This is a genomic window from Gimesia alba (assembly GCF_007744675.1).
In the GTDB taxonomy this organism is placed as follows: domain Bacteria; phylum Planctomycetota; class Planctomycetia; order Planctomycetales; family Planctomycetaceae; genus Gimesia; species Gimesia alba.
This window is the reverse complement of the sequence record NZ_CP036269.1, coordinates 4835725-4856137: the sequence shown is the minus strand read 5'-3', so window position 1 is coordinate 4856137 and position 20413 is coordinate 4835725. Positions and strand designations below refer to the sequence as shown.

At 50.7% G+C, this 20413-nt stretch carries 12 protein-coding genes; 4 read left to right on the top strand and 8 right to left on the bottom strand.

Annotation, left to right across the window (positions count from 1 at the left end):
• The first annotated feature begins 432 nt into the window (after nucleotides 1–432).
• Nucleotides 433–816, top strand: a complete 384-nt coding sequence (locus Pan241w_RS18095; protein WP_145218562.1) for a BlaI/MecI/CopY family transcriptional regulator — start codon at nucleotides 433–435, stop codon at nucleotides 814–816.
• 5 nt (nucleotides 817–821) lie between these two features.
• Complete coding sequence (locus Pan241w_RS18090) at nucleotides 822–3500, top strand: M56 family metallopeptidase (protein WP_145218560.1); 2679 nt, start codon at nucleotides 822–824, stop codon at nucleotides 3498–3500.
• A gap of 87 nt (nucleotides 3501–3587) precedes the next feature.
• Here the strand turns inward: Pan241w_RS18090 and Pan241w_RS18085 are convergent, their stop codons facing one another.
• The 5 genes from Pan241w_RS18085 to Pan241w_RS18065 form a co-directional block, all read right to left on the bottom strand.
• Complete coding sequence (locus Pan241w_RS18085; RefSeq protein ID WP_145218558.1) at nucleotides 3588–4406, bottom strand: class II glutamine amidotransferase; 819 nt, start codon at nucleotides 4404–4406, stop codon at nucleotides 3588–3590.
• 158 nt (nucleotides 4407–4564) lie between these two features.
• Complete coding sequence (locus Pan241w_RS18080; protein ID WP_145218556.1) at nucleotides 4565–5773, bottom strand: DUF1501 domain-containing protein; 1209 nt, start codon at nucleotides 5771–5773, stop codon at nucleotides 4565–4567.
• Between the two features lie 11 nt (nucleotides 5774–5784).
• Nucleotides 5785–7185, bottom strand: a complete 1401-nt coding sequence (locus tag Pan241w_RS18075; protein ID WP_145218554.1) for a DUF1800 domain-containing protein — start codon at nucleotides 7183–7185, stop codon at nucleotides 5785–5787.
• Nucleotides 7185–10601 (bottom strand): M56 family metallopeptidase, encoded by a 3417-nt coding sequence (locus tag Pan241w_RS18070; RefSeq protein WP_145218553.1) that lies wholly within the window; start codon nucleotides 10599–10601, stop codon nucleotides 7185–7187. The genes Pan241w_RS18075 and Pan241w_RS18070 overlap by 1 nt, the downstream gene beginning before the upstream one ends.
• A gap of 32 nt (nucleotides 10602–10633) precedes the next feature.
• Nucleotides 10634–11002 carry a BlaI/MecI/CopY family transcriptional regulator gene (locus Pan241w_RS18065; protein ID WP_145218551.1) on the bottom strand — a complete coding sequence of 123 codons (369 nt, stop codon included), beginning with the start codon at nucleotides 11000–11002 and terminating at the stop codon, nucleotides 10634–10636.
• A gap of 308 nt (nucleotides 11003–11310) precedes the next feature.
• Here Pan241w_RS18065 and Pan241w_RS18060 point away from each other — a divergent pair, with 308 nt between their 5' ends.
• Both Pan241w_RS18060 and Pan241w_RS18055 read left to right on the top strand, forming a co-directional pair.
• Nucleotides 11311–12876 (top strand): sulfatase, encoded by a 1566-nt coding sequence (locus Pan241w_RS18060; RefSeq protein ID WP_145218549.1) that lies wholly within the window; start codon nucleotides 11311–11313, stop codon nucleotides 12874–12876.
• Between the two features lie 51 nt (nucleotides 12877–12927).
• On the top strand, nucleotides 12928–13200 hold the full coding sequence (locus tag Pan241w_RS18055; RefSeq protein ID WP_145218547.1) for a hypothetical protein: 273 nt from the start codon (nucleotides 12928–12930) through the stop codon (nucleotides 13198–13200).
• 152 nt (nucleotides 13201–13352) lie between these two features.
• On the opposite strand, the gene Pan241w_RS18050 is transcribed toward Pan241w_RS18055, so the two are convergent.
• The 3 genes from Pan241w_RS18050 to Pan241w_RS18040 form a co-directional block, all read right to left on the bottom strand.
• Entirely contained in the window at nucleotides 13353–14162 is an 810-nt protein-coding gene (locus tag Pan241w_RS18050; protein ID WP_145218545.1) for a hypothetical protein, read from the bottom strand.
• A gap of 147 nt (nucleotides 14163–14309) precedes the next feature.
• Entirely contained in the window at nucleotides 14310–14714 is a 405-nt protein-coding gene (locus Pan241w_RS18045) for a YybH family protein (RefSeq protein ID WP_145218543.1), read from the bottom strand.
• Nucleotides 14715–15071: 357 nt separating this feature from the next.
• On the bottom strand, nucleotides 15072–20207 hold the full coding sequence (locus Pan241w_RS18040; RefSeq protein WP_198000003.1) for an SUMF1/EgtB/PvdO family nonheme iron enzyme: 5136 nt from the start codon (nucleotides 20205–20207) through the stop codon (nucleotides 15072–15074).
• Between the last annotated feature and the right edge of the window lie 206 nt (nucleotides 20208–20413).

Sequence of the window (20413 nt, the reverse complement as noted above, 5' to 3'; positions counted from 1 at the left end):
ACCGGCTGGGTTTTATTGATTTGCAAGAATGAATCCAGTCGGTGAAGATTTTGTTGCATGCGACCTGCTTCTTGCTTCCCAGTTCTCTGGTACAATGCCAGTGACACTCGCAGTGCCTTGTTCAATGGTGTGAGCAGGGTCGATTCTTCCTGGACTTCCTGCGAGCTTTCAGTTGAGTTATCCAGCGGTTCAGACACATCTATCGTCGCATTCGCAGGCAGGATCTCATAGATTCCTTTTGACGACTCTCAGGCAAGATGTTGCATTCAAAAGGGGGCAAACTGTCTCAGATGTTAAGAGGGCTGGCGCTCTTAACAGGACATATAAAGAGGGTTTGATAATCGAATTAATTAGATTATGTCTTGACGCGCGGTGTGGGGTCTGATCTAATCGGAGCATAAATCGAAAGAATTCGATTCTAAGGACTTGGAAATGGCAAGACAGACAACCCGGTATCCCACGGAACTGGAACTGGAAATTTTAAAACGACTCTGGCAGCAAGGCCCGCTTTCAGGGCATGCGATAAGGGATGCCCTCAATCCAGAGCGGGACGTGACGTATCAATCCGTGATGACGATTCTGGGAATCATGGAAGAGAAAGGCTATGTGAAACGCCGAAAAGTGGGGGGCAGCTATCTGTATCGTGCCAGCGTGACGGAAAAAGCGACCTCCAAACGCATGATGCACGATTTGGTAACCCGTGTGTTTAACGGGTCGGCTGCAGCGGCCATGCTGAATTTGCTGGAGACATCGGATCTATCTAACGAGGAGATTTCGCAGTTACGAGAGTTTGTCAACCGCCGTAATCAGGAGTGATCGAAATGCTGGACTGGAATCAGGAATTCTGTGTGAAACTCGTGCTCTGTTTCGTTCATTTATTATGGCAAGGACTCATTATTGGAGCCGCATTTGCCATCTTGATGGGAGTCCTTCGAAATCGCTCACCTCAGTCGAGGCATGCCTGCGGGTTGATTTGTCTCCTGATCTTTGCTCTGTGTGTGCCGGTTACTTATCTGACTATCAGCGACACGGTCTTCCCTGCGCCGGAAGTTCTCACGGCATCCGGTCAAACGGTACCCATTGTGCAGCCGCCTGCACAGGAAACGCTGCCGCTGGCTATAGAAACGCGTCCGGTGATCAATACGGGCACGTCGGAAGAACTTGCTCCGTCGGAAAAGCCGGGGCTCACTGTAGCCAAACGTCCCTGGGATTTTCGTCGCGCAGCACCGCTGTTGATTGCGGCGTACTTTGTGGGGGTGTTGTTTTTCGCCTCGCGATTGGCATGCGGTGTTTATCTCAGCCGTGTCTACCGACGGCTTGCGACTCCCGTGACCCAACCGGAACTCATCGCTTCGATTGAAAAGGTTACTCGTCAAATTGGACTCACACTGCAGCCTCCTGTCATGTGGTGTCAGCAGGTCGGCGTTCCGTCGGTGGTTGGTATTATGAGACCGGCGGTTCTGCTGCCTTTAGCCTGCCTGACTCAATTAAAACCGGAACAACTGGAGCAGATTCTGTTTCATGAATTGACCCACATCCGACGTTACGATCATCTGTTTAATCTGGCTCAGAATACATTGGAAGCAGTCCTCTTCTTTCACCCAGTAGTCTGGTTGATTTCCAAACGGGTCCGACTGGAACGCGAGTTTTGCTGCGACGCCGCTGTCGTTGCAGCGGGTAGTCACGCTGATGAGTATGCGAATTTACTGATCGATGTCGCGGAAATTGCGAAAACGGTGCCGACCAGAGTGAATCCAATTGCCGTTTCTGCAACCGGTCGTGAATCCATACTGGGCATTCGGATTGAACGGATAATGGGCTTTAACCGCAGGCCGAAAGACCGCTTGTTTGAAACCGGCAGTCTGATTACGACTGCGATCGTTCTAGGGTTGTTCTGTCTTCTGGCTTTTCAGGTTCCTTCGATCGCGGAACCGGCCGCCGATCGTCCGGCGTCTCAGGAAAAAAATACTGTGGAAAAAATTGCTGTCACCAATGCTCCAAAGACAGAAACTGAAGTCGAACAACCGAAGCCGGCTGCTCCCGATGAAATTGTGGGTATTGTCATCGATGAAGCGGGAAAACCGATAGAAGGCGTGCTGGTTGATGCCTGGACGTGGTGGAAAGGGACGGAAACCAAAACGAACAAGCAGGGCGTGTTCAGGCTGAAACCGAAATCAGATGGCGGTCGCGCGGAAGTCCGCATCAGTAAGCCTGGCTATTCACCACACTATATATTTCAACAGGCCTGTGGAGGGGACATCTTGACCGTTATGTTAAATAATAAAACCTATATCGAAGGTCAATTGTTTGACCCTAGCGGGAAACCGGTGCCTGATGCCACGGTCCAAGGTCTGCAGGGACCTAAACAAGGTAACGGAGTATTGATCAAAGAGGTGAAGACCGCGACAATGACAGATGCAGCTGGCCGTTATCGAATGTACGTTTTTCCTGATACCTATGAGATGCGTGTTTCTGTCCCCGGGGTCGGCGTGGCGCGTGTGCCGAATATCGTTGTCGACAAAAACCAGGCGAAGTCGCTGGATCTTCAACTGAAGCAGGGCGTCCGTTTTGAGGCCCGGGTAATCGACGCTGATACGGGTAAACCTGTGGAGCAGGTCGTGCTCTGGTCCTGGCAGAATCGTTCTGTTTTCGGCAAGTCTGATGCGGACGGTAGAATTGTGATCGAAGGAATGTTGCCTGGTGAATATAGTTTTCAGGTTGGCTATGGAAAGTCTCAAAAAATAAATGGGGTTACTGGTTATTTTCATGGAATTTTAGGTCGCTGGTGGTCTTCCGATGCCGTGAAAGAATGGCAACACAAGACGATTCAACAAAACGGCTGGCAGCGAAACTTTGATGACTTAACCTTTGACCTTTCGATCGGAATGGCCCCCGTTACGATTGTGGTTGAGAAAGGTGTTGAGTTTTCAGGAAAAGTTCTGGACCCCGATGGGAATCCCGTTGCTGGAGCGACGGTCGCTCCGGCCAAAAGTGGCAGTGGGAACTCCTTGACCGGCGATACTCGTTACAGTGTCACAACAAAGGATGATGGCAGTTATCGCGTCGTCATGCCGGCCGGAAACCGTTTCGAATACAATTTGATTGCGCATGATGGCAAGTACCAGCAATGGCGCAACTGGGCCAATGGAGTGAGCCAACCCGTTCATTCCAGTCCGAACGAGAAGTTCGATCACTTCAACCTGACGTTAACCCGCCCCTGTACTGTTAAAGGACGTGTCGTTTCTGCCAGTGGTCGAAGCGTGAAAGGGCTGCGCGTGGGTGCTCAGGCAGCAGACTTACTGGTAAATCGCTATTACGACCCCACAACAAAGACCAATGCGGATGGGATATTTGAATTGAAATTCATTCGGCCCGGAGAGAATTATATCCGAGTGGAACCATTTCATTTTATCGCGACTTCCGGCTTGCCTGGAACATGGGAGAAGGTCAACTTGAAATCAGGCGAAACCTATGAAGACATTGAACTGGTGATCGAATAAAGCAGCTTGTCTCTACTGAAAAAATGCACTTCACGCCAACAGGGGATTTATGTATTAAGGGCTCTGGAGCGTGATGACTTTGGCTTTCTAGGTCTCTGGTACAAAGACGCTAACACTCACCGCGCCTTGTGCAACGGTGAGCAGAGACGATTCGGGAACTTCTTCCCAGTTTTCGGTTAAGTCATCTAATGGTTCGGAGACGACAATCGTTGCATCAGCGGGTAGACTCCCATAGGTTCCATCCAGATCGTGCAGGGCATGCAGGTGACTGCTGTGATACAGCGTTCGGGACTGGTTGTTGCTGGAATAGCGAACGGCCCAGAGGCTCTGCCCGTCGGTTGTACAGGCGCTGAAAAAGAGGGGCGCTTCGATGCCGGCGGACTGGCGGGCGCGTTCCACATGACCGATCATCCGGGCCAGGGCTTGGGGTGCATCGTCGCGTAAACCAAAAGTGAGTGCCAGGAAAAATAGAATTTCCGAATCGGTTGAACCCTGAATAAAGGGGAACAATTCGGGATCGACGTCGAACAATAGTGCTCTTCTGAGGGAACGAAATCCAGGAACCGAACCGTTGTGTTGAAACAGCCAGTTTTCAAACGTAAAGGGATGACAGTTGGTATTCTGAACCGCGGTTCCCGTAGAAGCACGCACATGTGCCAGGAACAGTCCCGATTGAATGTGTTCCGACAGATGTCGAAAATTTTCATCATTCCAGGCGGGATGCGTATCGCGATAAACGCCCGGCGTCGGATCTTCGCCGTACCAGCCCACACCAAATCCGTCTCCATTCAGACTCTCAATGTTGTGCGTGGCATGACGGCTCTGGTCAATCAGCGAATGACTGGGACGCGTTAATAGAGTACTCAATTTGAGAGACGGGCCGGAATAGGCAAGCCAGCGGCACATGGGAAACGCTTTCCGTTAAACTGAATGAGGAGTGTTTCTGCGATTGAAAACATCAACAGGCCGCCATTCTAGCAATCCCAGATTCCGAGCGGAACGGCGTTCGACGTCGTTGTAATGGTTACTGAAGAAAATGAAGAACGCGAAAGCAGTAGTTCAGATTACGAATTCATTAAATCCATGGCTGCAAAATTCCCCTGCAGACATGTTTGGGGATTGATGTCGAGCCACTTGGAGAGGACTGTGGCATAAACACGGCGGAAGTCGATTGTCATTTTAAGATCACCGTCAACCAAATCGGCCAGATCCGGAGTTGCTCCGTGCAGCCCGGCTTTGACCGACGGGCCTGCCAGAAACACGGGGCCGGCGGTGCCGTGATCGGTTCCTTGGGAATCGTTTTCTGCTACGCGGCGTCCGAATTCACTGAAGACCAGCACCAGCACGCGATCGTCCAGTTGGGAGTCACGCAGATCGTTGAGGAACGCGCTCAGAGCACCGCTGAATTCCGAAAGCCGTCGATAATGATCGAACTCCTGGTTGATGTGCGTGTCATAGCCTGCTTGAACTGTGTAATACACGCGCGGTTCCAGATCGGCGCGGATCAGCCGGGCGATGCCTTTTAGCCGATTTGCCAGACCGTTTTGCGGGTAGCGCGTTTTAGTTATACTGGCGTTTTTCAGTTTGGTAATGCGAGCGGCCGTCGCACGGGCATCAATACTCCGGCGGCGCACGTATTGGAGCAGATCGTCTGTTGTGCTTTCATCTGGTTTTGTTTCGGAGCTGGGAGTATGTGAGTCGAGTTGCAGTTCCGCGAGACTCCGAATCGTCGATTGTATTGACTGACGTCCGCGCAGCGCCTGCGGCGGGTCAACATTGCCCAGGCAGATGGCATCGGCGAACGTGTGAACCTGTTTTGAATTCTGATCGAGGGCACGTCCCAGCCAACCATAACCGCCGTGCGCTTTGGGGTTCGATTGTGCTGACTGCCAGATGCCCATACTCTCAAAGTGAGAGCGATTCGGGTTCGGATAGCCGACACCTTGAACGATCGCCAGTCGTCCGTCTTCCACAAGTTGAGCAGCGCCGGTCATCGCCGGATGCAAGCCGATTTCCGAATTCAGTTTCAGAACTTTTTCTTTCGTAATATGTAAAGTATTTCGATGTTTCTGATAGTTCTCATCATTAAAGGGGACGACCGTATTCAGTCCGTCGTTACCTCCGCTGAGTTCAATCACGACCAGAATCCGCCCGTGATTCTTGTTCTCAGCCGCTTGCAGCGACCGCGTGAGAAAGCAGGGGATTGAGGAAGCAAGTGAGAGGATTGACGTTGACTGAAACGAAGTATTTAGAAACTGGCGTCGTGTCAACATGGGAAACTCCTTCAGTTGAGTTGTGCCTCGGGTGATGCGAGAACGGCGGCAATGGTTTGTTGTAGTACAACCTCGCGAGAATGAGACTTTGTCGAAACGCCTTTGACGATGCCTTCGATCCAGCCGGGCGAGGGTTCACCTCCAAATAGCAGATCAGCGAGGAACGCCGCGAAGTCTTCGGGAATAGAGGACTGCCCCTGTTTCGCGGTGAAGCGAGACCAGTCTGGTAGTTGATGGTTTGAGGAAAACTGGCCGCGAGAAAGTCCCGTGGCAAAGTTAGCCCGACTGATGAGCGCACTGGTTCTCAACCAGTCTCTGCCACCATTCCAGCCTCCCACATTCGGGGGATAAAACAGATCCTGTCCCAATTGACGCATCCAGTCGGCCAGAATTATTGTTTGAGGAGGCGGATCGAACAGTTCCAAAGCCCGCGTGGCGCCGATGATAAACTCGGCTGGTCCCGCAACACGCTGACGAATATTCTGATCTGCAAAGAAAAGCTCACTCCGGAGAATGGTTTCCGTTCCCCAGTCGATATCCAGATCGTGTGTCTGCAGACCATCAGCCAGAGAACTGATGTCTTCCTGCTGAGCGACTCCTTCGCCGAGAAACTGCTGACATAACCGCCATGCGAGGCGCTGCGGGGTGGCGCGTTGATCTAACAGGAGTTCAACCAGTTCCTCTCCGTTCCAGGCACCTCTCTGATTGAGAATTGTCTTTTGCCCGGCATCGTGTTGGGAAGCACGAAATGAGAATCGGTCATCGATCACTGTCCAGCCCGTCAGTGCCCGGGCTGCTTCTTTGACATCGGTTTCGTTGTAATGACCGATGCCCAGCGTAAACAGTTCCATCAATTCGCGTGCCAGATTTTCGTTGGGGTGTCCTTTGTGATTGGAAGGTGCATCCAGCCAGAGCAGCATGGCCGGGTCATGCAGGACGGCGGTGAGCAGTTTACCAAACGGCGCCCGTGCCAGGCTGCGGAATAGATCGTTTTGCTGTCGCATCAGCGACAGATCTTCCAGTTTATGATTACTGGTCGCAAAGTGATTGTGCCAGAGTAGTGTCAGTTTTTCCGTTAACGGATCTGTCGTGAACAGCATGCGAAACAGCCACCACGCTTTCAGGCGGTCGGGTTGATTTGAGCGAACCGCTGCTTCCGCAATGGTAGCGGACATGCGTTCGAAATCCTCAGGAAAACTGTTTTCGCATGTCGTCCCATTCAGCACGCGGTCAATGCTTGCCTGTGGGCCCTCTTGCAGATCGCGCTGTAGTTCAGTCCACGTGGCCGCAAAGCCGGATCGCCGATGCAAGTGGACCACACGCCGCAGATTCCAGGGTGTTTTTTTTGTGGGGCGATATTCACGCCAGCGGGTTGAGCTATCAGGCTTCTTTGCCTGAAGGGTAAGTTCCATCACTCGGCTCCTTTGGGCATGAACTGGATGTCGCCGAGATTACGAACTTCACCTGGTTTGAGCGGGGTCTCTATCGTATATTCTCCCAGATAGTAGCCGATCCCATTTTTACGAGTTTCCGTGGCACTCAGGTGGTGTTTTTTTTCAGGGACCAGTCCGATGATCGTAAATTGACCGTTTTCATCAGTTGTGAAACCGACCATCTGGCCTGCAGGTTGATTGATGTGAGGAGGGAGTGATGGGATTTCAGGATGGTCTTCAATAGTCTGGAAGACATTACCAATCGTGACATTGGCTTTGGGGATGCCAGATTTGTCAACGAAGCGACCCGTAATTTCGGCCCATGGCTTTAATTTGATTTTCAAGTTAGTCGGGTTTTTTCCTTCAATTAAGAGATAGCCGACCAGTTTGCGTTCTTCTAAAAATACCTGGACGCGTCGTGGTTCTTCTGGTTGATAACCTTTGATCTCTAACTGATTTCCTTTGAATCTTCGCCAAGTGTTGAAGGCCTTCATCATTCCAACATAATAGCCTTCGTTCACCGGCTTGCCTTCAGGATCAACCACTTCAATATGCAAAGATCGTCCTGATTCAAAGGGGAAATCGAGCTTAATGGTTTTCGCGTCTTCAGCGGGGTTGACTTCAGACATGACGTGGAAGTTGAATGTCGATGCAAAATATGGATACGTGTCGAATCCATTCATACGGTCTTGTCTACCTTGGATCTTTTCGGCACCTCTCCCTCGCTGGTATTTGGAATCGACTCCATCGGCCAGGATCCCGACCAGCCCTCTTCCAGGAAGTCCGGGAATTCGATAGGTCCCATCAGGATTGAGTCGGTATCGTGTGGAAAGGAAGGCTCCGTTGAATCCTTTGACGGTTTTTATATAGGGGTTCTTCCGAAAGGCAAAATAAGACACACGTCCTTGTTGAATCGGTTCCCCCGTGTCTTTGTCATAAGCGCGGCCTTCAATCCAGATTCCCCGCGTGAGTTCGATATTCTTCTGGAGTGTTGTACTGCCCGCCTCGGTCTTAGCCACAAATTTCGAAGCCAGATAAGGCTGATCGAGAGGGGAGAGACAGATGACTTCGTTTCTTCCGATCGGTAAACCTTCCAGTCGATAACGTCCCTGCTCGTCGGAAACCGTGTGCACAATGCCTTCGGTCCAGCCTGACATGCGATGCCCGGCCAGATGATAACTTTGCAGTGTGACGCCGGGCATTGGTTTTTGAGTTTTCGAATCTCGGACGACCCCTTCGACCGGTTGCGAAGGACCGGCAACAAACGTGAATGAGTTTGGGTGATAGGTAATTTTTCTCAGAGACGGATTGCGTGCTTCCATGGGGACTTCGATCATCTCTCCCTTTCTGGTTCGTGCGTAAACGTTGCTGGTTTCGATCTCCCGTCCCGAAATCAACAGCTTGACGATGCGGTCACGACCGAGTCCTTTGAAGATGAATTCCCCGTTTTTGTCAGTCACCGTTGTGGGCAGGTAGTCCAGTGTCGGGCCGCCTACATCGTTACCTAATCTCATACCGAGATATTGCTGTAACCGATAATAGTCGGTCCCTGTTGTTTGCGCCGCCTGTTCCCAGCCATCAAGCCTCTCGTCGACACCCCCGGTTAGTTTGGCGACCTGCAGCTTCGCTCCGGCAACGGGCTGTCCGTCAATATTAACGATCCGACCCGTTAGGGGAATGTCGTCTGCGACAAGTTGAAATGTGGATGTGCCGCCGAGGATTCGTTTTCGAAGTTGCTCAAGCATTGTCGCGGGGGCGCGGGAATTGGAATTCTGCTCTAACAAGGCTTTGCGCAGTTTGCCGGATGTTTCACAATCATAGGCACCTTTCACGGTAGGACCGAAACCATCCGCCAGTGCCACAAACGAGCCTCCTTTCTGGAGCACTTTATAGAGCTGATCCGAGGAGGCGATAGTAAAGCTAAACGTTCCCTGCTCATTTGTTGTGGCGAGAATTCGTTTATTGGGCATGTCCCAGTTTGTGTAATTAATCGTTGCCTGCTTGATGGGATGGCCATCAGGATCAACTACGCGCCCCTGGAACCGGAGTTCTGATTTCGTTGACGCCTCGGTTTTCTGTTTTGTGTCAGCATTGGGAACGGTCTTTGATGTTGTATTCAGAGGGCTGGTTCGCGGAACGACTTCAGCCATATCAGAAACGGTGCGGTCTTGATCGGGTTGTGTTGCTTCCTTCACGGTTTCGTTTTTCACCACTGATGTCGAGCGGGTATTCACAATCAGAGCGGCACTGGTGGTCGCGGAGATTCCCAGTATTACGATCAAGGCAACCCACTTCGCAGGCAATCGGAGCGTCAAAGAGCGGGAAGAATCCATAATCCGCAAGATGCGACGGCTGAGCGAGGAACGCAGCGAGACCATCGCCAAACCTGCTTCCCTGGCGAGTGGGAGCGAGGGGAGTTTTTCTGCAAAGTCCACGAGCGTGTTCGCATAATTCTTGCGTCCAGACCCGTATTGGATCACATAATCATCGCAGACATCGTCGGCGATCTGTTCCAGACGTCTTAATAGCAACCAGACCAGCGGTTGAAAGAACAGGATTGCCGTCGCGATGCGGGCCAGAAGATGGAATAGACAATCACGGCGTGCCAGATGCGCGAGTTCGTGTAGGAAAATATCGCGTAAAACGGACTGTGTTAGCGTTTTTTGTTCGGGCAGTAAGATGACCGGTTTCCAGGGGCCCACTAGACAAGGGGAGTGGACGCACGGTGAAATTATGACTTCCGGCGGACGTAACCCAAGCATTTTTGATGTCTTCTGACAAAGATGCTGTACATCAGCGTTTGCCGACTGACTATGATGACGCAGTTGAATCACTGTTCGATTGAGCAAAAAGAGTTTTGTCAACAGAATCCCGGCACCCGTTATCCAGATCAATGAGACGATCCAGCCTGCAATTGGTAATGAACGGTCTGAACTAACTCGATTGGGAAGAGGTTGACTGGCTGCTATCGACGGTGCAGTCAGGTCGGACTCTGTATGGTTGGTGAGGGGGATACTTGTCGAAGAGAGCCCTGTTTCAGGAACTCGATTTGGATCAGTCATTCCTTTCGTTGTATTAATTCGACTCACTGTCGTTTCATTAGTATCAGGCGGGAATACACTTGTGGCTTGGGAAATCGTTGTAGTACCTGATGGAACAATCTGTTTTGTTTCCCAGGCAGGTAGCAGGGCATAATCAGTCACCCCGAGTTTGCTCAACGTCAGTGAGGCAAGTGGACAGAACAGGACGGCAATCAGCGTAACACGCAAGATGGCTGACTGGATTGCTGCTTTATGTCGTCCAGAGAGACGCGCGGCCAAGAGGCCGACCGCAATCAGGACTGTGGATTGAAGTAGAACATGAACCGCAAAATCGGCAATTTTTGCATCAAACATGAGTAGCTCTCCTGCCTGTGTGAAGTACCTCGTTATGACTCGTCGTTGATCAGTTTGCGCAGCCTCTGTAATTCTGACTTGGGAATTTTCTCGTTTTCAATCAGATAGGCGACCAGACCGGCAGCGGAGCCGTCGAAGATTTTATTGATCAGTTCGCGAGTCGCCTGCCGCGTCACTTTGTCTTCCTTGATCAGGGGATAAAACACAAATGTGCGTTCCTCGATGTCATGGGCGATCGCCTGCTTGGTCTCGAGCTGGCGCAGTAGTGTCTGAACTGTGCTATGTGCGATCTCACTACTTTCATTCAGTGCATCGGTAATCTCACGCGCATTGGCGCGGCCCCGATCCCAGAGTACCTGCATGATTTGTAGTTGAACGCGTCCCAGTTGTTTGGCATTCATCCGTGTCTCCTTGTTCGTGTCTATCGTTTACTGTGGTCAATTTACTCAAGTAAAATATGTTTGTCAAATGCAAAAATCTGCTTTTTATCAAATTCAAAGTGGAACTGAGTACGAAAGCCGAACTGTTGTCTTTCTTAAAGGGAGACAGCGTCTGGGCTTTGGTACTCGTTTTTTTTGGATGGAATATCTTTGAGGGCTGCATTAGACATGACCGGGTACGGCTTGTTATATTCAATTGAGAGCAAACCGGTTTTGGTTTTCATCCTGTTTTAACTTGGCGATCTCAGTTAAAGAAAGTGCATCACACAATGAGTCCTCATTTCTCACGCGTTTTACAACGGGTTGCTGTTTTCTGTCTGATTCCGTTTCTGTTGGTTGCCTCTGTGCAGGCGGCTCATTTTCAAAACGAAACGCAGACGCATCCAAACATCGTGGTGTTTCTGGTTGATGATATGGGAGTGATGGACACGTCGGTTCCTTTTTTGACCGATGCGGCAGGAAAACCAAAACGCTATCCACTGAATGATTATTATATCACCCCCAGTATGGAACAGCTGGCGAAGCAGGGGATTCGGTTCAATAATTTCTATGCGATGAGTGTCTGCTCGCCGACGCGGATTTCGATTATGACCGGTCAGAATGCCGCCCGGCACCATGCGACGAACTGGATTAATCCCAGAAAGAATAATGCCGGACCACAGGGGCCGCCCGACTGGAACTGGGAAGGGTTAAAGAAAGATGATGTCACTTTAGCACGTCTGCTGGAGAAGGCCGGATATCGCACGATTCATGTCGGCAAAGGGCACTTCGGTGCAGACGGGTTTCCGGGAGCGGAGCCGCTTAATCTTGGATTTGATGTGAATATCGCTGGTGCCTCATTCGGTGCGCCGGGCAGTTATTATGGAAAGAAGAACTACGGCCGCGGCACGAAGCGTGCCCACCATGCGGTCCCGCATCTGGAAAAATATCATGGCACCGACACTTTTCTGACCGAAGCACTCACGATTGAAGCCAATGCCGCCCTGGCGTCTGCCGTCAAAGCGGACAAGCCGTTTTACCTTTATATGGCGCAATACGCGGTGCATGCTCCCTTTGATTCCGACCCCCGTTTCGAAGAACATTACAAAAAATCAGGCAAACCATCTCCCGCGCAGGCGTTTGCGACGTTGATTGAAGGTATGGATAAATCGCTGGGCGACATCATGAAACAGCTCGATGCACTGGGCGTTGCCGAAAATACGCTGATCTTCTTCCTGGGAGATAACGGCTCCGACGCACCACTGGGACATCAGCATGCGGTTGCTTGTGCTGCGCCGCTGCGAGGCAAGAAAGGGGCTCATTACGAAGGGGGCATGCGGGTGCCGTTCATCGCGGCCTGGGCCAAGCCGAACCCGAATAATCCACTACAGAAACAGCTGCCAATCCCCGCTGATATGATTCAACCCCAGGTCGCTGCGGTGCAGGATCTGTTTCCGACTATTTTGGATATCACAAAGGTCAAAGTACCAGAGAAGTACACCGTAGACGGAAAGCTTCTCAACAAACTGTTGCTTGGCAAACCAGACAAATCTCGACCGGAAGAGTTCCTGATGCACTATCCCCATTCGCCACACCGCAGTAATTACTTCACCACGTATCGTAACGGCGACTGGAAAGTGATCTACCATTATGTGCCTTCCAAAGATTCGGAAGATTCACATTACCAGCTCTACAATCTGGCTGAAGATCCCTTTGAGCAGCATAATCTCGCGCAAACAGAACCGAAGAAGCTCAAACGTATGATGCGGGCCTTGATCGCCAGCATGGAACAACATGACGCGCTTTACCCTGTGGAAAAAGGGAGTCGCAAACCTTTAAAACCGAAAATGCCCTGATCACTGACGATCGAGATTTGTGTGTTTTCGCAGCCCTCTGGAGGAAACGTTATGAAACAGCAAATCGTCTGTATTTCGATTCTTCAATCCAGCAAAATTCTGGTAGCGATTTATGTTCTGTTCGGGTTCATTTACACACTGATCGGAATCCCAATGGTTTTGTTTGGCGAAGGGGGAATGAAAATCGTGGGGATCTTCTATCTGTTTGGTCCGGTGTTTATGGGGCTTTTCGGATTTCTGTTTTTTGCCTTCTTCGCCTGGATTTATAACCTGCTGGCCAGCGCACTCGGAGGATTTGAATTTGAAGTGAAAACGATTGAGTAATCTCCAAAAACCGTGTGAAGTGGATGTAAAACCGATTTTAGCCAGCGTTGTTTTAAAAGAGTTGAGAAGATCCTCCTTAGAGAGATTCAACCGGATTATTGTCATCTCTTCTTTTCTTTTCAGTCAATAGATTCACCATCGATTTCAGGACATCAAGGGATTTCAAAATAGCTGCTTTCGCTTTGTTGTTGCCACCAGATTACAGGTGAAGTAGGACTGGATTCTGACTCGTCTACGATAAAGATGGCCCGGCGGAGATCTATCGATTCGTCTATATCTAGATTATATTCATCTTCCACTGCGAGTGCTTCTGGAACCCAGCGAATGTCCTCCAGCCAGGAAATCAGGTAAGGCTTCAGCTTTTTTCGATCGCGGAACTGCGCTGCCCAGGCAATGGCCCCCAGTAACCAGAAAAAGAATGACAGCATGGCGATAATGACTGTGAAAAAGAAGGCAAAGACCAGAAATGCGATCAGCAGAGCAAACAGTCCCGCCAATTCCCAGGCCCGTTTATGGCTGGCCCGTGATTGATCTGCCTCGAATTCTTTGTGACATTCTGCACACAACAGCAAGGGGAAATGAATCTCTTTCCAGAACTCCTCCGCCGCCGCAGCTACCAGCTTGACACCACCATGAAGTGTTGGACGAAACCCTCCATCATGTTTCATAAAGCGTTCGACCAGAATGTGCAGTCGTACGGGAATTAGAAAGTTTGCGTCTCTGGTTTCACAGTGATGACAGAGCCCGTCAAAAGGAGGCTCTCCTTTGCGCAAGGTGACCATGACTTTTTCCAGTGGACGCAGCAACGGGTATTTGTCTCCCGAAGATTCCTGCAGCGTAATCGTGTCCGGCACTCTCACACTACGATGACACGAGTGGCAGGCCTTATCTGTGCCCGCTTCATGCAACGCAACCCGAACCCGTTTTCCACAGTCGCATTCGACAAAATATTTTTCCGCCATGCTCAGTTAGCCTTTTTGAGAATCCTTCTGAGAGACGCTTGATATCAATATTGATTGGTTGCAGTTTGAATGAGGTAGGGTTTGAACATCAACTATCTAGATCAAAAATTCTACTTCACCCACTCCAAAGATTCAAAGGAGACAGCCTCAGCACCCCTCCACCGCCACTGGTATCAGCATGTTGGCCTCTCGGGCAATGCGCCACTTCCCGTTTTCTTTGTGCAGGATGGACAGCGTGTGCCCCACCCGTTTCACCGGTGAGCCAGCCGTCGGTGTGATGGTCACTACCATTTCTGACCACATGAAAGCCCAGTCGCCCAGTATCTTAATTTCCTGGATTTCACTGACACCATCAATCGCGGGGACGATCTGATCCATGTAAGGCTGTGCCGCTTCGATATAGGGTGTTTTTCCAACCATGGGAGGCTCACCAGGTACCAGGAAAACGACATCATCTGCAATCAGGTCGAGAACGGTCTCCGTATCGCCTGCTTTAGTTGCTTCCAGCCACGTACTGACTAATTCGCGAATTTCCTGTTCGTCACTTTGCATTTCTGTCACCCACCTTTCGTTCATTCTGGTATGAGAGACAGTTTTACTCAGAAACCTCTTTGTCACATTATCTATACCGTAACCCTGCTCTTGTACCAAGAGTTTTGATTAGAACTGATTGTTAGGAACAGGAGGCTGAATTTATTTCTCCCGAGCATTGGGAGAAATCGCCTTTCTTATATTATACGCAAAACTCGATCTGTGAGTTAGAATTTATTTTACATTCCCCAATTGAATCATGAATTCTGCTTGACTCATTCCAAAGGTTTTAACAAACGATTGTCGCAAAGCCGAATCGCATCATGGGAATAGTGAGAAAAGCCGTTTTCGCAGCCCTTTAAGCATAACTCCTTCTGATTAATCGCGGCTGGTTTTTCGATTTGTTACCTCCAGCAAAAACGCGCGCAGTTGAGTCACCGGAACCGCAAATCCGGTGGCTTCGATGTCGGCTTTGAGTACGACGAGGCCGATGACATGGCCGAATACATCAAACACGGGGCCGCCGCTGTTTCCTGGATTCACGGCTGCCGAGATCTGAATCAGAGATTGCCCGCGCAGCAGTCGTTTCGGATTGCTGACGACTCCGGTGGTCAGAGTCTGGGAAAGAATCGTTTCACCAACGCTCGGATTCCCGATCACAGTAACCTGTTCGCCCGAGTCGACTGCGGTACGTTCACCGAGTGCGACCGGCTTGAGACTCAAGTTGCCTTTCATTTTCAACAGAGCCAGGTCCAGGTCTTCGTCAATGTGAACGAGTTCTGCCTCGGCTTCCCGTTTGGTTTTTGATCTCGTCTTTTCAGAGAGGTAGGAAATATTAATTTTTCCTTCGGAGGGAATCGCATGGGCACACGTTAAAATATATCCCTTCTGGCCAACGACAAAACCGGATGCCGAGCCCTCCTCTGTTTGAATCAGCAGCACCGATTGATTGAACTGACTGGCGATTTCCTGGGCTGACAGTTTTTTACCCTTCCGTGCCGCATTGAGTGACTGGATCTCCGATTTCTTAACAGTCTCTCGAGAACGGGCAATTAAGGGTTGAGGAACAACACGCTTGACTCCCTGAGAGATTTTCGATTTTTCCAGTGAATTCAGCTTCAGCGGGACACTTCGCAGGTAGCGTCCTTTTAATTTTTCATTACAGAGAAAGACGAGCGACGTACCATCGGGGGAAAAGAACAGATCATCAACCTTGGCTTCGCCTAGACCGTCCTTAGTAAAGAGAAGCTTATCATTGATTTCCCGCCCCGTTTCCCGATCAAACAGGACCGCCGAATTTCCTCCTGGCACTGCGACCAGATTGAGTGTCGGATGGTAGGCCAGTAGATTGGTCACGGCACGATCTTTTATTTCATAGATCACGGGCTCCTTCTTGAGGTTCGCCGGGTTCCAGGCGGGCAGGTTTTTGGAAAGTGGCGGAAAGCCCCCGAACGAAAGATAGGTGATTCGTTTCCCGTCTGGGGAGAGTCGAATGCCCGACCCGTTGGCGCCCGCTTTGGGAATATATTGTCGGACTCGGGGAAACCCATTCCGCAGGTTACAGGTAATCAGGAAGTCGATATTGCCGTATTGGGGAACTTCCAGCAGGCGCCACCCAGGATTGATATGAAAACGGGTGCCGCGTCGGTACATATCCCCATAGCCGGTGTAGAGCATTTTTCCAGCCGGGTCGACACAGACCCACGTTCCCAGCAATTCATCGGGTGCAGAGACTTTTCGACTTTTCTCGTTCACAACCAGCACTTGATAGCGTGGCAATTCCAACCCTGTTTTGACGGCGACGTAACTGATCGGCAGCTGTGGGTGAACTGCCAGGTCGGTAATCTCCATCACCATGATACCAGACGATCTTAAGGGGATACTTCTGGTGACTTTGAGGGTCTTCTGGTCGATCAGGTCCAGTTGCTTTTCTGACTGATTCAGCGCGAGAAATGTTTTGGCGCGTTCTGCGACGAAATGATAGCGATGCGGTAGACGATATTCCTGTGCCACTTGGATCCCGTTTCCGCTTAGCCGTTTGGCGGAATCTCCCTGCAGGAGCAGCACGCTTTGATAATCGCTCGTAGGAATCAACTTGAATAAATCAATCTCAAGGGGGAGTCGCGTAAAGCGATCGATGTTTTCTAAGGAACCTGCGCGTTCGACCAGTTCGCGGGAAACGACTTCGAGATCAAGCCGCACAAAGGAAACCTGATTGTCCTGCGTCACTTTGAATTTCAATTCGTGAGTGCCTACGGAATTCACGCCAGGCTTCCAGGTCACCAGATTCTTCTCCAGCCTGAATCCTTTCGGGCCACTCATCAAGACATAACTTGTGCCTGCGTTGTCAGGCAACTGATGGCGGAACGCTTCTCCTTCTGCTATCCGTGCGGGGAGCAGATCGGGTTGGGAGGCTGGTGCTAATGGGGAATCAGGTTGACCCACCAGTTTGCGTTCCGGTAAAGGGAACGCCGGCGTCGTGGCAGACAGTAACAGATTCTTTTTCAGATCAAGCACAAAAAAGTGAGTTGTTTTATCGGCGGTGAACGCAATCGGATGGTCGAGCAGATAGTCGCGCGTGCGATAGATGTCGTTATAATTAAGGCCGAATTCATTCTTGGGATAAACAACTTTCCGATCACCGATTTCCTCAACCAGCGCATTGAGGATGTGTGCGCGAACCTTGTTTTCCGTTACAGAATAAACCAGTTTCTGGCTGCAGTCAGCAATCAGAATTTTGCCCAGATTTTGCTTGATACTGGTGAGCGGAACCCCACCCAGAATATTGTTGTTCGCGAGCCAGATCGATCCGGGATGGACTTGATAAGCGTAAGGTGTCTGTGAGATTCCCCCTTTATAGATGGGGTAGGGGGATTCGCTGGAAATGAAATCATCCCAGGCAAACGCAGAAATACCACCCGCAGAACTCAGATTAAAGGAACCTTGAGTAATCACGATCCGGCCATCATAGCTGCACGTTGCCAGAGCCGACTTCGAAATGTGTTTGTCTCGGTCTTCTTTGACATTCAGATGATAAATGTGGCAATCCTCGTACGATGCTTTATTTCCTTTTCCATGACACGTGACCAGGATTTCCCCTTTGAAAAATTTGTGCTGTGGCGCACTCAGATAGACGATATGCGGTTTTTCCACGTCCAGTTGATTGGTGAGTGCCCATTTATTATCGCGTGAGTAAACACTGATCGTGCCTTCTCCGTCATTGGCCACAAACAACTGGTCTCCGCGACTCATCACAGAGCGGGGGGATGTGGTTGTCAGGACTGCTACTTTCGCTTTGGTGAGGGCATCCCAGACCGAAACCTGATTGGCACCCTGATGAGAGCAGATCAGAAAACGGTTATCCTCTGTGACCGTAAACGACGTGACTGGCTCATCAGTAGGGAGCGGTTGGAACGAAATTACGTCACGTTCCATTATGACTGGTGGAGTTTTGGGAGTCGGAGTTGCCGGAACGGGCCGCGGTTTCGCTTCCGCCAGTGATTGTGCAGCCGACCTGGGAGCCACTTCGCGAACGATACGAAAACCGCGATCACAGCGGCGTTCGGCTGCCGGTGCATTCACGCGCCGGGCGGCGCGGCAATCAAGGTGCAAGTACAGATACGAACCGCCTCGCAATACGCGTTTGGCGCCTGTTTTTGGAACGGGCCTGTCCGGATTCTGATAACGATCTTCCAGATACACGTCGTTACACCATTCGCTTACATTGCCGTGAAGGTCATAGATACCGAATGCATTCGGTTTGAATGAGCCCACCGGGGCAGTAAAAGGAAAGCCGTCGTTCCCTGGTCCACAGCGTTTGTAATGGAACGAGTTCGGATTCAGCTTTTTGGCCAGGGATTGATCAGAGACATTTTCATTTCCAATCAGTGAGTTTTGGTCCTGGCCCCACCCATAAGCGGTCTTTGTTCCCGCTCGGCCGACATATTCCCATTCTGCTTCGGTAGGCAGCCGATAAAGATATTTCCCGTCCTTTTCCGTCAACCATTTGCAGTATGCGACAGCATCGTTCCAGGTGACATTGACCACCGGCTCATTGCTACGTTGTGGGAAACCGGGAAATCTCCAGGAAAATCTTTGATGATGATTGACGACGTCCTTACGCTCAGCATCGTATCCGCCTCCGCCTCGAGGATTTTTTTGTGCTTCTGTTTTATATCCCGTCTCAGCAGAAAACACGCGGAACTGTTCGTGTGTGACTTCGTATTTCCCGATGTAAAACCCTGTTTTGATTTCGACTTTATGTTGCGGTTTCTCGAAAGGCCATGCGCCTTTTTCATTGGCAGGCGCGCCCATCAGAAATGTCCCGGCAGGGATAAAGACCAGTTCGCCCGCGCGGGGATCTTTGATGACCTTGATCTGTTTGTCATTCGGTTTGAGAGATTGTGCGATGCCTGCTGGCCGAGCCTGCTGCGTTGCTTCTTGGACCACGCGAAAGCCGATGTTTTGTCCTTTCCAGGAAGGCAGATTGCCGCGCCGGAGTGCGGAACGCGCGTGGATCTCTTTGCCTTTGTTCCAGGCACCTCCGCGTAAGACACGTGTTTTGAAAACCGGTGCTTTGGTAGACACCAGTGGGTCAACTGTCAGCTTGCCGGTTCGCTGACGATAAACGGGGGGAACATACCAGTCGGCACACCATTCAAATACATTTCCGTGCATGTCAAATAAGCCGAACGCATTGGGAGCATACGATCCGACTTGGGTCGTTCGACCCAGCGCGGGACCTTGCTTGTTGGTACCGTAGGGATCATTGCCCGCCGTGTTACTGAGTCGGCCATTATCAACGTTTCCGAAATGAAAAGGCCCCGTCGTTCCCGCACGGCACGCATATTCCCATTCTGCCTCTGTCGGTAGTCGATAGGTTTTTCCTTCCCGTTCTGATAACTTACGACAGAAAATCTGTGCGTCGAACCAGCTGGCAGAATCGACAGGAAAACGATCTGTTTTTTGACCGGTGACCTTGGTACTTCCCCGACCTTGGGGAGAAAACCAGCTCGGATTTTCTCCCATGATCTTTTTATATTCTGCCTGGGTGACTTCAAATGTACCCAGATAAAATGGCTTCGTAATTTTGACTCGATGTTGAACTTCAAAATCTTGACGTTCCACCTCGTTTGCAGGCGATCCCATCATAAATTCACCGGGAGGGATTAAAGCGAACTGCATGCCGATGCCGTTGGTTGTGACCGGTTCCAGATGCATCGAATCGGCCCAGGCCTGCTGCGCTGCTTTGGCTGCACGTTGATCGAACGGCGCCAGGAGCGGCTTGGCTGGCGGCGTCTCAAGACTGATCAGCATCAGCTCAGCTTCCGGTAGGGTTTCAGGAGACGGGGCATTCGGAGACATCTGTGTGGGCACAGGCTCAGAAAATTCTGTGACAGGAGTCGCAGCCGGTTCAGCGCATCCTGAAAACACAACCAGCAGCAGTGCGATCCAGCAGATATGAGAAGAAAAGATTTGACCACTCGTCAGAAAAGAATAATGAGACAGGAACATCTTCTGCTGGACCTCCAGATTCATTGAGCCGATGAGGGGAGTTGCACAGGAAACGCGACAGAGACCGGAATCAGGCCTGCCTCTCAGTCGCGGATCTTGAGTTCATCCTAGCCAACAGAAGAACAGGGTTCCAGTACAAATGTATCAACTGGGAGGGAAAGTCAGTCTTTTCGGTATTCCGAAAACATGCACTCAACATTGGGCTC

Bases quoted from the DNA above. Each gene is read 5' to 3' on its own strand.
- Pan241w_RS18045 (WP_145218543.1), bottom strand. From the start codon at position 14,714: ATGCAAAGTGACGAACAGGAAATTCGCGAATTAGTCAGTACGTGGCTG.
- Pan241w_RS18065 (WP_145218551.1), bottom strand. From the start codon at position 11,002: ATGAATGCCAAACAACTGGGACGCGTTCAACTACAAATCATGCAGGTA.
- Pan241w_RS18060 (WP_145218549.1), top strand. From the start codon at position 11,311: ATGAGTCCTCATTTCTCACGCGTTTTACAACGGGTTGCTGTTTTCTGT.
- Pan241w_RS18090 (WP_145218560.1), top strand. From the start codon at position 822: ATGCTGGACTGGAATCAGGAATTCTGTGTGAAACTCGTGCTCTGTTTC.
- Pan241w_RS18055 (WP_145218547.1), top strand. From the start codon at position 12,928: ATGAAACAGCAAATCGTCTGTATTTCGATTCTTCAATCCAGCAAAATT.
- Pan241w_RS18075 (WP_145218554.1), bottom strand. From the start codon at position 7,185: ATGGAACTTACCCTTCAGGCAAAGAAGCCTGATAGCTCAACCCGCTGG.
- Pan241w_RS18095 (WP_145218562.1), top strand. From the start codon at position 433: ATGGCAAGACAGACAACCCGGTATCCCACGGAACTGGAACTGGAAATT.
- Pan241w_RS18050 (WP_145218545.1), bottom strand. From the start codon at position 14,162: ATGGCGGAAAAATATTTTGTCGAATGCGACTGTGGAAAACGGGTTCGG.
- Pan241w_RS18080 (WP_145218556.1), bottom strand. From the start codon at position 5,773: ATGTTGACACGACGCCAGTTTCTAAATACTTCGTTTCAGTCAACGTCA.
- Pan241w_RS18070 (WP_145218553.1), bottom strand. From the start codon at position 10,601: ATGTTTGATGCAAAAATTGCCGATTTTGCGGTTCATGTTCTACTTCAA.
- Pan241w_RS18040 (WP_198000003.1), bottom strand. From the start codon at position 20,207: ATGTTCCTGTCTCATTATTCTTTTCTGACGAGTGGTCAAATCTTTTCT.
- Pan241w_RS18085 (WP_145218558.1), bottom strand. From the start codon at position 4,406: ATGTGCCGCTGGCTTGCCTATTCCGGCCCGTCTCTCAAATTGAGTACT.